The organism is Flavonifractor sp. An9 (assembly GCF_002161245.1).
GTDB lineage: Bacteria > Bacillota > Clostridia > Oscillospirales > Oscillospiraceae > Flavonifractor > Flavonifractor avicola.
Genome location: NZ_NFHC01000002.1, coordinates 42,282 through 55,626 on the forward strand (window position 1 = coordinate 42,282; position 13,345 = coordinate 55,626).

A 13,345-nucleotide genomic window follows, 5' to 3' on the forward strand; every position below is an offset into this window, starting at 1 on the left:
CAGGCGGTTTGCGGTACGTTGGCTTAGTAGGCGGCAATTACACCGCCGTCGTTGGCGTACACCGTGGAGATGCCGCCGGTCTCGCTGATGAGGATCTCAGAGAATTTGCACTGCTTCTGCACCAGTTCTTTTAGATGGAAGGCCCGGTCCAGGCAGTTGCAGTGGACAATGCACAGTCGTCGGCCGGCGTGATTGGGGTCGGCCGCCATCATGGCTGCCATTTTGCTCAGGGCCTGCTTAATAGACAGAGCCTGACCTTTTTTACAGATCTCACCCTGGGGGGTGGAGCCCATCAGCAGCTTGATGTGCAGGGTGCTGGTCACCAGAGCCTGGGTGCGGGTGAGTCGCCCGTTTTTCCGCAGATTGTCCAGAGTCTCCAGTACGAAGAGGGTATTCATCTCCTCGATATACTGGGAGGCCTTGCTCACCACGGTGGTAAAATCCAGTCCGGCCTCAGCCAGCTCCTGGAGCTTCAAGGCCACCAGTACCTCACCGGCAGAGGCAGAGCAGGAGTTGAAGATGTGAATATTGGTCCCAGGGTGATCCTCCAGCCACAGATTGCGGGCCTGAGCCGCAGCATTGTGGGAGCCGGACAGCAGGGCGGACAGGGTGACTACATAGATGTCGTCAGCCCCGCAGTCAAAGGCGTCCATATACTGAATAGGGGAGGGGCAGGCGGACTGGGGAGCAGTGGGACAATCTCGCATCATTTGCAGCAGGGCTTTCTGATCGAAGGATTCGTCATCCACAACGGTCTCATCCCCCACGCGGATGGTGAGGGGGACCTTGATAAAACAGTCCTCCCGCAGCTCAGCAGGGGTAAGGTCGCAGCAGCTATCAACAATGATCTTAAAACTCATAACAAAAACCCTCGAATATAATTATCAAAATGATATTTGCCATTGCCGCTATTGTATCACCATCAGCGGGAAAAGTAAAGGGAGAAAGTGTGAATATTCTGGAACGGGCAAAAGGATGGGGCAGATTTACCAGGTAAAGCGGTCGGGGGCGCCTACCAGAATACGGGCTCCGCAGGGGGGCACGGGCAGCCAGGTGCGTCCGCCGTCGTTGTTGAAGACCTGGTTTTCATTGAGCACATCCTGGAGCACCGGCTCCTGGTGGGGGAACTCTACATGGACCTCCTGGGGTTCCAGGTTGAGGACCACATAGACACGCTGGCTGTCGGTAGCCCGGCGGAACACCAGCTGCTGGTTCTTGATGACCACATTTTCGTACTGACCCTCCTGAAGGGCGGGGAAAGCGGCCCGGATGGCGGCCAGCTTAGCCAGGTGGGCGCACAGACTCTGGTCCAGGGCCATCATCTCCTTCAGGTCCAGGCAGGGGCGCAGGGGGGCATCGGAATGCTTGGTGCGCTCCCCCTTGATGGCCCACTCACTGCCGTAGTAGAGGGAAGGTACGCCGGGCATGGTGTACAGCAGGGTGTACAGGTTGTTGATGTGGGCCGGGTCCTTCAGCTTGGAGGCCAGCCGGTCCACGTCGTGGTTGTCGGCGAAGTTGTACAGGGTAATGTTGCGGTAGATGCCGCCGGGGCCGCACTGACGATGGAGAGAGTGGGCGATTTCAAAGTAGTTCTTGTCGTTGTGGGAGGACCACAGGCCCTTCCAGCACTCGTAGTTGGTGACGCTGTCCAGCATCTCCGGGTTGGCCCACCGGGCGTAGTCCCCGTGGATGATCTCGCCCATGAGCCAGAAATCCGGGTCCTTGCCCTTGACAAAGCCTTTGAGGGTGCGGAAGAAGTCAAAGTCCACGCAGTCGGCGGCGTCCAGCCGCAGACCGTCAATGTGGAATTTGTCCATCAACATCCCAACCGCGTCCAGCAGGTGGCGCACCACGTCGGGGTTGCGGAGATTGAGTTTTACCAGCTCATAGTGGCCCTGCCAGGCGGTGTACCAGAAGGGGTCGCCCATGGGGGAGGGGCCGCCGAAGTTCAGGTCATGGAACCAGCCGCAGTAGGGAGAGGCCTGGCCGTGCTCCTGCACATCCCGGAAGGCCCAGAAGCCCCGGCCCACATGATTGAACACGCCGTCCAGCACCACACGGATGCCGCTCTCGTGAAGCTGGCCGCACAGAGCGGCGAAGGAGTCGTTGTCTCCCAGGCGGCAGTCGATCTGGAAGTAGTCGGTGGTGTCGTAGCCGTGCTTCACCGACTGGAACACCGGACCCAGGTAGAGGGCATTGACACCCAGTTCCTTCAGGTGGGGGATCCAGTCCTTCAGCTTGTCCAGCCGGGGCACCGGGGCGCCGCCGGGGTTGTACTCCGGCGCACCGCAGAAACCAAGGGGGTAGATGTGGTAGAACACGGACTGATTGACCCAATGACTCATATTTGACTCCTCCAGTCTCAATTAAGATTGTGTTTCTTCTTCCTCCAGCTCACGCAGCAGCTTCTGGTCCTCCTTGGAGGACAGGTCCAGCTTCTCGTACAGGTCGGGCCGCCGCTGTCGGGTGCAGAGGATGGATTGCTTCCGCCGCCACTGGGCGATTTTCTTGTGGTCGCCGGAGCGGAGGATAGGGGGGACCTTTCGACCGTGCCATTCCTCGGGCCGGGAGTACTGGGGATATTCCAGCATCCCGTTCCAGTGGCTCTCATTTTCAAAGCACTCAGGATCGGCCAGCACGCCGGGCACCAGCCGGGCCACCGCGTCGGCCACCACCATGGCGGCCAGCTCGCCGCCGGTGAGCACGAAGTCCCCGATGGAGATCTCCTCGTCCACGCACTCCTCAATGAAGCGCTGGTCGATGCCCTCGTAGTGGCCGCATACCAGGATCAGGTGGTCGTAGTCATCTCGGAGGCGGCGGGCGTCGGATTCGGTAAAAGTCTTGCCGGCGGGGGACATATAGATGGTATGGCCCGGGCCGTAGGTATCCACAATGTGTTTCCAGCACTGGTAGAGGGGATCGGCCTGCATCACCGCCCCCCGGCCGCCGCCGTAGGGGTAGTCGTCCACCTGCTTCTGCTTGTTGAGGGTGTAATCCCGGATCTGGTGGGCTTCAATGCGGATGATGTCCCGCTCCTGGGCCCGGCCCAGGATGGACTCATTCATCATGTCGCCCACAGTCAGATCGAAGAGGGTCATGATATCAATGCTATACATCGGTACGCATCCCTTCAATGAGGCGGACCTTGATGTAGCCGCCCTCCACGTTGGTCTCCGCCAGGAACTCGTCCACGGCTGGGATCATATACTCGTGCTCGCCCTTGACCACATAGACCTCGTGGGCAGGGGGGGTGAGCACGTCGGCCACCACGCCAATCTTCTCGTCGGTGGCGGCGTCGATGACATCCAGCCCCATCAGGTCGGCGATAAAGTGGCGGCCGTCGGGCAGCTCCACGCCGGTGCGGTCGATGAACACCGTCTTGCCCTTCATGGACATGGCGGCATTTACGTCATTGACACCCTCCAGAAAGGCCAGCACATTGCCCTTGTGGATGCGGGCGGAGCGGATCTTCACCGGCTTGCCGTCCACATACAACACGTCAAACTGGCAGAGAAATTCCGGAGAATCGCACCAGGGGACGATCTTGACCTCACCCTGAATGCCGTGGGTGTTGACGATCTGACCTGCTTCTAAAAATTGATTTTTCATCGGTATCACCCCGAATCGTACAAAATCTGCAAGATATGAAAAAGCCGACCGACCACAGGGTCGGTCGGCTTTTTCATATCCGGGGGGAGGCCCCCGGAGTTAGTCGACGATATCGACGGAAACCTTGGTGCCCTGGCGCTGGGCCACGGAGCGCATCAGCGTGCGGATCTCCTTGGCAATGCGGCCCTGACGGCCAATCACCTTGCCCATGTCCTCGGGGGCCACCCGAAGCTCCAGGACGGTCTCGCTCTCACCTGCGTGCTCGGTGACCTCCACGGCGTCGGGGTGGTCCACCAGATTGCGGGCGATATAGGTGAGCAGTTCCTTCATGCCAGCTGTGCCCTCCTATCAGATGGCGCCAGCTTTTTTCAGCAGAGCCTTCACGGTCTCAGTGGGCTGAGCGCCGGTCTTGATCCAAGCCTGGGCGCGCTCGGCGTCCACCTTGATCTCGGCGGGCTGGGTCAGAGGATTGTAAGTGCCGATCTCCTCGATGAAACGGCCGTCACGGGGATAGCGGGAGTCAGCCACCACGATGCGGTAGAAGGGAGCCTTCTTGGCGCCCATACGACGCAGTCTGATCTTAACCATTGTATCTTCACCTCCATGTAATCGTAAAGCATATCTATGGAAACGCGACGTGGCGCGTTTACCACCGTTTAGAAGGGCAGACCGGGCATTTTACCCAGCTTACCCAGTTTCCCCAGCTTGCCAAGACGCTTCATCTGCTTGCCGGAGAACTGCTTGCTCATCTGCTGCATCATGTCGAACTGCTTGAGCAGACGGTTGATGTCCACCACCTGGGTACCGGAGCCGGCGGCGATGCGCTTTTTCCGGCTGTTGTTCAGCAGGGAGGGGTCCTCCCGCTCGGCAGGGGTCATGGACAGGATAATGGCTTCGGTGCGGGCCAGGGACTTCTCGTCCACGTTAGCACCTTCCAGAGCCTTGGCGTTGACGCCGGGGAGCATCCCGGCGATATCGGACAGGGAGCCCATGCTCTTGATCTGCACCAGCTGATCGTAGAAGTCCGAGAGGGTGAAGCGGTTTTTCCGCAGCTTCTGCTCCAACTCGGCGGCCTTCTTGGCGTCAAAGGTTTGCTGGGCCTTCTCGATGAGGGAGAGCACGTCGCCCATGCCCAGGATACGGGAGGCCATCCGGTCGGGGTAGAAGATGTCCACCTGGTCCAGCTTCTCACCTTGGCCCACGAACTTGATGGGCTTGCCGGTGACCGCTTTGATGGAGAGGGCTGCGCCGCCTCTGGCGTCGCCGTCCAGCTTGGTGAGCATGACGCCGGTGATGTCCAGTGCCTCGTCAAAGGCCTTGGCGGCGTTGACCGCGTCCTGACCGATCATGGCGTCCACAATGAGCAGGATCTCGGTGGGGTCAATGGCCGCCTTCATGTCCTTGAGCTGTTCCATCAGCTCCTCGTCCACGTGGAGACGGCCGGCGGTGTCGATGAATACGATGTCGTTGCCGTGTTTCTTGGCGTGCTCAATGCCCGCCTTGGCAATGTCGATGGGGTCGATCTGACCCATCTGGAACACAGGCACGTCCACCTGGGAGCCCACAACCTCCAGCTGAGTGATGGCGGCGGGGCGGAAGGTGTCGCAGGCCACCAGAAGGGGCCGCTTGCCCTGCTTTTTCAGAAAGCCCGCCAGCTTGGCGCCGTTGGTGGTCTTGCCGGCGCCGTTGAGGCCGCACAGCATCACAACCGTGGGGGGCTTGGGAGAGATGGTCAGCTTGGTGCTTTCGCCGCCCATCAGATTGGTCAGCTCTTCGTTGACGATCTTGACGATCATCTGGGCGGGGGTGAGGCTCTCCAGTACGTCGGAGCCCACGGCCCGCTCGGTGACAGAGGCCACAAACTGCTTGACCACCTTGAAGTTTACGTCGGCCTCCAGCAGGGCCATCCGGATCTCCTTCATGGCCTCCTTTACGTCGGCCTCAGTGAGACGGCCCTTGCCCCGCAGCCGCTTAAAGGCGGCGGACAGCTTTTCGGTCAGTCCTTCAAATGCCATGGGGTCACTCCTGTTTCAGCTGATCCAGAACACTGCGGATGCGGTTGCACTGGATCTCAACCTCGTCGTCCTGCCAGCGCTGGTCGTTGCGCTGGGCGATGGCGTTCACCGCCTCTTCCACCTCCAGGAACTGCTGCTGCATCTTGTGGAAGCGCTTGATGATGCCGGTTTTGTCCTCCAGCTCGGTGAGGATGGCCTCGGCCCGGACGATCACGTCCCGGACGCCCTGGCGGGTGATGCCGTAGTTCTCGGCGATCTCAGCCAGAGAGAGGTCCTCATTGTAGTAGAGGTCATAGAATTCCTTCTGTCGGTCGGTGAGCATATCTCCATAAAAATCATAGAGCAGAGCCATGCGGTAGGCCTGGTTCTTCATGGTACACCCTCCTTCAGTAAGTCGTTCTGTAAAGGAAGTAAAGTTTCAAAGCTTTACAACAGAGGTGATGATACACGATTTTCCTCCGTTTGTCAAGGGGGAAAGCGCGCTTTATTTTTCTTTTTCTTCGGCGGCATACCACAGGGGCCAGCCCAGCAGCACCGCGCCTCCCAGCAGGTTGCCGATGGTGACCCACAGCAGGTTCCAGCCCATGGCGGCCCAGTCTGCCGTATGGGTGTACAGAGCGTAAAGGGCAAAGTAAGCCATATTGGCGATGGAGTGTTCCAGACCGGTGAGGACGAAGGTGGTGATGGCCAGGGCGATGACCAGGGCCTTACCCGTCTCGCTCTGGAGGCGGAAGCCGGCGAACACCCCGATGCACACCAGGAAATTGCACAGCACGCCCCGGAGCAGCAGCACATACCAGGGCAGAGACAGTTTGCCGGGCACGATGACGGCCAGATAGGCCCCCAGCAGGTCGGCGCTGGCCCCGGAGCCCACCAGCACCAGGCAGAGCACCAGAATGCCTGCCAGGTTGCCCAGATAAGACATGATCCAGACCCGCAGAGCCCCGGCGGGGGAGACCTGATTTTCATAGAGGGAGATCCCCATCACCAGGTTGCAGCCGGTAAAAAGCTCGCCGCCCAGCAGAACGATCAGGGTAAGGGCTGCCGAGAAGGTGACGGCGCCCAGCAGCTTGGCCACAGGCAGGGCTCCGCTGTAAAACCAGGCGGAGCACAGGCAGGACAGCAGGGCCCCCACAAAAATAAAGGCCCCGGCCAGGGCGGCCCGGGTCAGATAGCGCAGAGGCGCCTTGCGGGCCAGAGCCAGCTTGCCGGCGCCTGCCTGAGCGATTTGTTCCACAACAGCACGGTTCATGGGCAGATTCCTCCACAGGGACAAATTATTTTCAATATTGTACCGGAGATTCTGGTTTCGCACAAGAGGGCGGCCCACATTTTGTATAATTCCACCACACCGGCAAACACTAACCTTACATCAGATAAGGAGGTACTATCAGTGAAAACCCGCATCCTGATTGCCGCAGCGCTGACGGCCGCCCTGCTCACCGCGGCCCTGCCTGCCTCGGCGCTCTTTCTGGACCAGGAGGAGACCAGCCCCACGGTGCTGGACGTGGTGAAGAACGGTATGGCCGCCGAGACCATCGCCTTCCAGTCCTCAGACTTTGTGGTGGAGGGGGAGGGCGCTCTGGACGCCATCGTGATCACCCAGCTGCCCGAAGAAGGCATACTCACCGTGGGCGGCCAGATGGTGGGAGAGGGGGATGTGATCGCCATGACTGCCGTGGACGGCCTGCGCTTCACCCCCTCTGTTACCCCCACCGCTCTGGAGGCCAGCTTTACCTTTCAGCCACTCTTTGCCGACGGTGAGCCGGGACAGGAGGTTGGGGTGGAGGTCCATCTGCTGACCGATGCCAACGGCGCCCCGGTGGCGGAGAATCTGGAACTGTCCACCTATAAAAATGTGGCGGTCACCGACCGCTTTTCCGCCGTGGACCCGGAGGGCGACCTGCTGACCTACCGGCTGGTGAAGAAGCCCGCCCGGGGTTCGGTAACCATCGGGGAGGATGGACAGTTCGTCTACACCCCCTATGAGAATAAGACTGGCAAGGATTCCTTCACCTATATTGCCATGGACACAGTGGGCAACGCCTCCGACCCGGCTACAGTCAAAGTAAAGATCGAAAAGCCGGACACCAAGGTGACCTACGCCGATCTCAGCGGTCACCCTGCCCATAAGGCGGCCATTCGTCTGGCGGAGGAGGGGGTCTTTGTTGGCGAGTGCATGGGAGGGGAATACTTCTTCCAGCCTGACGCCGCTGTGACCCGCAGCGAATTTGTGGCCATGGCTATGAATGCTGCCGGGGTGGAGTCCCTGGAGGGGGTGTCCCGCACCGGCTTTGCCGACGACGAAAGCATTCCCACCTGGGCCAAGCCCTATGTGTCCTCCGCCCTGAAGTGCGGTCTGGTCCAGGGCACCACCGATGATGAGGGCCGGGTGGTGTTCCGGGCCGATGATTCCATCACCACCGCCGAGGCGGCGGTGCTGCTGGACCGGGTGCTGTCCGTCACCGACGTGGACGCCCAGACCTTTGCCGCCGACGCTCCCGCCTGGGCGGCCCAGTCGGCGGCCAACCTGTCCACCTGCGGGGTGCTGCCGGCGGAGGCCGGCCTCACGGAAACTCTGACCCGTGGAGAGGCGGCCCAGCTGCTGTGCGCCGCCCTGGATCTGCTGGACAGCCGGGACACTGGCTGGTTTTAAGGGGAATATGAGAAAAACGGCCGCCATCGGCGGCCGTTTCCCTTTATGCACGGGGACGCAATTTATACCATATCATAAAAAGAAGTAACCCGGCAAGGCAGATCCCGCCGCCCAGCCAGAAGGACCAGTCCAGATTGATTTCCGCCAGAGCGCCAAAAGCCAGGTTGGTACCAACTCCCACCCCATCTATGATCATGGCCTGGACACTGAGGGCGGTAGCCCGGTGGGGTGTGGTCACCTGCTTGTTTTGTAGCTCCATCAGGAAGGGCTGGCACAGGGTATTGCACAGCCGCAGAGTGAGAATGGCACAGATGGAGGGGAGAGGGGCAGCGGTCAGAGCCAGGGCGATACAGGCCAGTACCCCGCCGCCGTAGAGCAGCACCGCCGTTCCCACGGTGCCTGTCCGGCGGGTGAGTCGGGCGGACCAGATTCCCGCCATGCCCAGTACTGTGGCGGCGATATAGAGGGCACCAATGGCCCAATCGGGCAGGCCGGCGCGGGCATATTGCAGCTGATTTAAAAAGGTGGTGATGGTCTGGTGGGCCTCGGAGAGGAGGGCCGCTGACAGGAGGAAGAGGAGCAGCCGCCGATTGGTCAGGGTCTGGCGCAGGATGTCCAGGGTCAGCCGGGGAGAGAAGGGGGCGGGTGCCTTCACCTCGGTGAGCCCCAGGGCGCACAGGGCGGCGGCACCATAGCTGAGGACAGTGAGGCCCCCCGCCAGGGCGTAGTTGTCTCCGACAAACAGGGAGAAGGTGAGGGCGGCGATGAGCAATCCGGCGGTCTGGAGGCTGTTGTACCACCCAAAAACCTGCTGGCTGTCCTGCCCGCCTCTGGAGAGGTAGAGAATGCTGGTGTCCACCCCGGACATCCCGGCTACCACCACGCTGAGCATGACCCGCTCCAGCAGGAAGCCGCCGAAGCCGTCTGCCTGCCAGAATACGATTTTGGACAGGAAATAGAGAAAACAGCACCCGATCATGGTGCGTTTGTACCCCAGCCGGTCGGCCAGGATCCCCCAGGGCACCTCCAGCAGGATGCACAGCGCCAGGGAGAGGCTCTCAATGAGGGTGATCTGGGCGATGGACACGCCCTGCGCTTCCCGGTAGAGGGTGGCCACAGGGCCATAAAAGACCATGCCCTGCAAGAGGGCGATGGCGTACATACACCTTAAATTCCGCTTCATGAAAAAGATCCAATCCTTCCTGAATTTCTGCATCAAAACGAGGCGCTGGAGCACAGCGCCGGGATGTTAGGATGCACCTCAGGTGGGATTGGACCGATACAGCATAGTTGCTTCACTCCATGAAAGGAAGTTCTGGGTTCAATGTAGCAGAATGGCGGAGGAATGTCAAGCGGTAGGGTGTGACCACCGGAAAAAGAAAGATTTCATGCACAGATAGTCGAAAGGTAGTTGAGTATAGAGGTAAAGCGTGCTATAATATACCATTAGCGCGTATCATATTGTATCAAACTGGCAACTGAGGTGTATTATGAAGATCGTAGTTTTGGCCGGGGGGCTGTCCCCGGAGCGGAACGTGTCCCTTTCCACCGGCACCATGGTGACCGAGGCCCTGCGGGCTCTGGGCCATCGGGCGGGACTCATCGATATGTTTTTCGGCCTGGAGCAGGGCCGTGCAGACGAGTCTTTCTTTGATGCGCCGGTGCCCGAATCCTTTAAAAAGATCAGCCGGGAGGCCCCTGACCTGGAGCAGATCAAGGCCAGCCGTCCCGGCGACAGCAAGAGCGTGTTTGGCCCCGGTGTGCTGGAGCTGTGCCAGATGGCCGATCTGGTGTTCCTGGCCCTCCACGGTACCTGCGGCGAGGATGGCAAGGTCCAGGCTGCCTTTGACCTGATGGGCATCCCCTACACCGGGGCGGGCTACCTGTCCAGCGCCATCGCCATGGACAAGGACCTGACCAAGCGGATGGTGGCTGACGTGGTAAATACCCCCGGCTGGAAGACCGTGGAGTACAAGGCGGAGGATATTGAGGGCCTGGTCAAGACCGCCCGGCTGCCTCTGGTGGTAAAGCCGGTAGCCAGCGGGTCCTCCATCGGTGTGTCCATCGCCTATACCGCCGACGAGCTGCGCAAATCCCTCACCGACGGCCTGACCCTGGGAGGCCGCACCGTGCTGGAAGAGTATGTGAAGGGCCGTGAGATCCAGGTGGGCATCCTGGACGGCAAAGCCCTGCCCTCCATCGAGATCATCCCCAAGGAGGGCTTCTACGACTACGCCAACAAGTACCAGCCCGGCGCGGCGCTGGAGGTGTGCCCCTCGGAGATTCCGGCGGAGTGGGAGGAGAAGCTCCGCGCTGCTGCCCTGCGGGTGTATGAGACCCTGGGCCTGTCTGTCTATTCCCGGGCCGACTTCATCGTCACCAGCGACGGTGAGCCCTGGTTCCTGGAGATCAACACCCTGCCCGGCATGACCCCCACCAGCCTGCTGCCCCAGGAGGCCGCCGCGGTGGGCATCGATTACAACAGCCTGTGCCAGCGCATTGTGGAGGCCTCCCTGGAGGCCAGAAAACAGGGTCGGTAAACCGGCATCCGGAACGAGAGAGATTGAAGGAGACAATAACATGGAGCCGATGACCATACGAGAGATCATGGAAGCGGTAGGCGGCAGCCTGCTGGGTGAGTTCGGAGATCTGAACCGGGCGGTGAGCCGGGTGGAGACCGACAGCCGTACCATCCATCCCGGTTCTCTGTTCATTCCCCTGGTGGGAGAGCGTTTTGACGGTCATGCCTACATCAACGCCGCTCTGGAGGGGGGCGCCGCCGGGTGTTTCACCCAGCGGGAGCGGGACAGCTACCTGCCCGGCAAGTTCTATATTAAGGTAAAGTCCACCCACCGGGCCCTCCGGGATCTGGCCAAGTATTACAAGCAGAAATTCGCCATCCCCGTGGTAGCCATCACAGGCTCGGTGGGCAAGACTACCACCAAGGACATGGTGGCAGCGGTGCTGGGGGAGAAGTACAACGTCCTCAAAACCGAGGGTAACCTGAACAACGACATCGGAGTCCCCATGACTCTGCTGCGTCTCAAGCCGGAGCACCAGATCGCCGTACTGGAGCTGGGTATGAACCACGCCGGGGAGATCGACTATCTTTCCGCCATTGTGGAGCCCGACATGATCCTCATGACCAACATCGGCGACTCCCACATCGAGCATTTCGGTTCCCGGGAGAAGATCCTGGAGGCCAAGAGTGAGATCTTCCGCCACGCCAAGCCGGGCGCGCCCGCCGTCATCAACGGCGACGACCCGCTGCTGAACACTCTGCCCGGCAAGCTGGACCACCCCTTTATCCGGGTGGGCTCCGCCCAGGGGCTGGACTACCGGGCGGTGGATCTGGCCAGCGACGGTAAGAGCCGGATCAGCTGTAAGGTGGAAACGCCTGACGGTGATTTCCCGGTGGAGATCCCTACTCTGGGTGACCATATGATTTATCCTACCCTGATGGCGGCGGCGGTAGGCCAGCACTTCGGCCTGACCGCTCAGGAGATCGCCGACGGAGTGCTCCACTTTGCCCCCACCAAGATGCGGATGAACATCCTCACCCGTGGGGATGATATCACCATCCTCAACGACACCTACAACGCCAATCCCCAGTCCATGCGGGCGGCGGTGGAGGTGCTCTCCAACGCCAAGGGAGAGTACAAGGTTGCGGTGCTGGGCGATATGTTTGAGTTGGGCCCCCTGGCTCCCGCCCTCCATGCCGGCATCGGCGAGTACCTGGCCAAGGCGGGCATCAACTGTCTTGTGGCGGTGGGTGAGCTGTCCAAGCATATTTACGATGCCGCCAAGGCGGCAGGTGTGCCGGTGTGCTGGCACTGCGCCGACAAGGCAGAGGCCAAGCCGGTACTGGACAGCGTGGTGCGCCCCCACGCTACCATTCTGGTAAAGGCCTCCCGGGGCATGGCCCTGGAGGAGCTGGTGGAGTACCTGCTGACCATCACCAAAGAGGCGTAATGGCGAAAAAAAGACCTTCCCCCCACCGGGGGGAAGGTCCTGATGCTATCTGTGTTATCCAAACAGCTTCTGCAGATTCTCCTTGAAGGGCGGATAGATGACGCCCTTCTCGGTGATGATGCCGGTGACCAGGCTGTGTGGGGTCACGTCAAAGGCGGGGTTGTAAACCTCCACCGTGGCCGGCGCGGTCTGGACTCCGTACAGGGTGCGCACCTCGTTCTTGTCCCGCTCCTCGATGGGAATACGGTCGCCATCCGGGATCGTCAGATCGATGGTGGAGCAGGGGAGGGCCACATAGAAGGGAACCCCGTGATGATGGGCGTTCACCGCCACCGAGTAGGTGCCAATCTTGTTGGCGAAGTCTCCGTTGGCCGCCATCCGGTCGCAGCCCACCACCACCATGTCGATCTTGCCCTTGGCCATCAGGCTGGCAGCCATGTTGTCGGCAATGAGGGTGGCGGGAATGTGGTCGGTGACCAGCTCGTAGGCGGTGAGCCGGGCGCCCTGGAGCAGGGGACGGGTCTCATCTGCGTAAACCATATCCACTTTACCCTGCTCGTGGGCGGCCCGGATGACTCCAAGAGCGGTACCGTAGCCGCCGGTGGCCAGGGCTCCGGCGTTGCAGTGGGTAAGGATGTGGGCGTGATCAGGCACCACAGAAGCGCCGTAAAGGCCCATGGCCTTACACATAGCCACATCTTCCTGATGGATGGTAATGGCTTCCGCAATCAGGGTTTCCGGATCGCCGCCGCAGGCTTCGGCTTTGCGGGCCATCCGGTCCAGAGCCCAGAACAGATTGACCGCCGTGGGACGGCTGGCGGCCAGGACGGCCTTGGCCTCGGCCAGGTCATCCCCGGCCAAAGCGGCCAGGCAATAGGCGTAGGCGGCGGTGACGCCAATGGCGGGAGCGCCCCGCACTACCATGGTGCGGATGGCGTCGGCCACCGGCCGGTAATCGGTGTAGGGGAGCCAGGTCTCCTCCACCGGAAGCTTTGTCTGGTCAAGTAAGTAAAGGGTATTTCCTTCCCAACGGATCGCGTCCATAGAGAACTCCTCCTTGTGATGCGGCCCCGGCGGACCGGGGCATTTTGTT

General features: G+C 60.8%; 14 protein-coding genes. 3 read left to right on the top strand and 11 right to left on the bottom strand.

Annotated elements, in window-relative coordinates:
- Positions 1 to 23: 23 nt before the first annotated feature.
- From B5G40_RS01995 to B5G40_RS02035, 9 genes are all read right to left on the bottom strand, one after another.
- Positions 24 to 860, bottom strand: a complete 837-nt coding sequence (locus B5G40_RS01995; RefSeq protein ID WP_087398585.1) for a DegV family protein — start codon at positions 858 to 860, stop codon at positions 24 to 26.
- Positions 861 to 986: 126 nt separating this feature from the next.
- Positions 987 to 2,345 carry an alpha-amylase family glycosyl hydrolase gene (locus tag B5G40_RS02000; RefSeq protein ID WP_087398586.1) on the bottom strand — a complete coding sequence of 453 codons (1,359 nt, stop codon included), beginning with the start codon at positions 2,343 to 2,345 and terminating at the stop codon, positions 987 to 989.
- A 21-nt stretch (positions 2,346 to 2,366) separates the two neighbouring features.
- Entirely contained in the window at positions 2,367 to 3,116 is a 750-nt protein-coding gene (trmD, locus tag B5G40_RS02005; protein ID WP_087398587.1) for a tRNA (guanosine(37)-N1)-methyltransferase TrmD, read from the bottom strand.
- Entirely contained in the window at positions 3,109 to 3,609 is a 501-nt protein-coding gene (gene rimM / locus B5G40_RS02010) for a ribosome maturation factor RimM (protein ID WP_087326885.1), read from the bottom strand. The genes trmD and rimM overlap by 8 nt, the downstream gene beginning before the upstream one ends.
- Positions 3,610 to 3,708: 99 nt before the next feature.
- Positions 3,709 to 3,939, bottom strand: a complete 231-nt coding sequence (locus B5G40_RS02015) for a KH domain-containing protein (RefSeq protein ID WP_087271545.1) — start codon at positions 3,937 to 3,939, stop codon at positions 3,709 to 3,711.
- A gap of 18 nt (positions 3,940 to 3,957) precedes the next feature.
- Positions 3,958 to 4,197, bottom strand: a complete 240-nt coding sequence (gene rpsP, locus B5G40_RS02020) for a 30S ribosomal protein S16 (protein WP_007489428.1) — start codon at positions 4,195 to 4,197, stop codon at positions 3,958 to 3,960.
- Between the two features lie 68 nt (positions 4,198 to 4,265).
- Positions 4,266 to 5,624: a signal recognition particle protein gene (gene ffh / locus B5G40_RS02025; protein ID WP_087187087.1), complete on the bottom strand. Its 1,359-nt coding sequence runs from the start codon at positions 5,622 to 5,624 to the stop codon at positions 4,266 to 4,268.
- Positions 5,625 to 5,628: 4 nt separating this feature from the next.
- Positions 5,629 to 5,997 (bottom strand): YlxM family DNA-binding protein, encoded by a 369-nt coding sequence (gene ylxM, locus B5G40_RS02030; RefSeq protein WP_087187086.1) that lies wholly within the window; start codon positions 5,995 to 5,997, stop codon positions 5,629 to 5,631.
- 111 nt (positions 5,998 to 6,108) lie between these two features.
- Entirely contained in the window at positions 6,109 to 6,876 is a 768-nt protein-coding gene (locus B5G40_RS02035) for a formate/nitrite transporter family protein (RefSeq protein ID WP_087398588.1), read from the bottom strand.
- Positions 6,877 to 7,017: 141 nt separating this feature from the next.
- Here B5G40_RS02035 and B5G40_RS02040 point away from each other — a divergent pair, with 141 nt between their 5' ends.
- A complete protein-coding gene (locus B5G40_RS02040; RefSeq protein ID WP_087398589.1) occupies positions 7,018 to 8,280 on the top strand; it encodes an Ig-like domain-containing protein in 1,263 nt (420 codons plus the stop codon).
- Positions 8,281 to 8,323: 43 nt separating this feature from the next.
- On the opposite strand, the gene B5G40_RS02045 is transcribed toward B5G40_RS02040, so the two are convergent.
- Positions 8,324 to 9,463, bottom strand: coding sequence for an MFS transporter (locus B5G40_RS02045; RefSeq protein ID WP_087398590.1), 1,140 nt, complete (start codon positions 9,461 to 9,463; stop codon positions 8,324 to 8,326).
- A 307-nt stretch (positions 9,464 to 9,770) separates the two neighbouring features.
- On the opposite strand from B5G40_RS02045, the gene B5G40_RS02050 reads away from it, so the two are divergent.
- Positions 9,771 to 10,820, top strand: coding sequence for a D-alanine--D-alanine ligase (locus B5G40_RS02050; protein WP_087271533.1), 1,050 nt, complete (start codon positions 9,771 to 9,773; stop codon positions 10,818 to 10,820).
- A gap of 40 nt (positions 10,821 to 10,860) precedes the next feature.
- Positions 10,861 to 12,252 carry a UDP-N-acetylmuramoyl-tripeptide--D-alanyl-D-alanine ligase gene (gene murF, locus B5G40_RS02055; protein WP_087398591.1) on the top strand — a complete coding sequence of 464 codons (1,392 nt, stop codon included), beginning with the start codon at positions 10,861 to 10,863 and terminating at the stop codon, positions 12,250 to 12,252.
- Between the two features lie 54 nt (positions 12,253 to 12,306).
- Here the strand turns inward: murF and mtnA are convergent, their stop codons facing one another.
- Entirely contained in the window at positions 12,307 to 13,296 is a 990-nt protein-coding gene (gene mtnA, locus B5G40_RS02060; protein WP_087398592.1) for an S-methyl-5-thioribose-1-phosphate isomerase, read from the bottom strand.
- Positions 13,297 to 13,345: the final 49 nt, after the last annotated feature.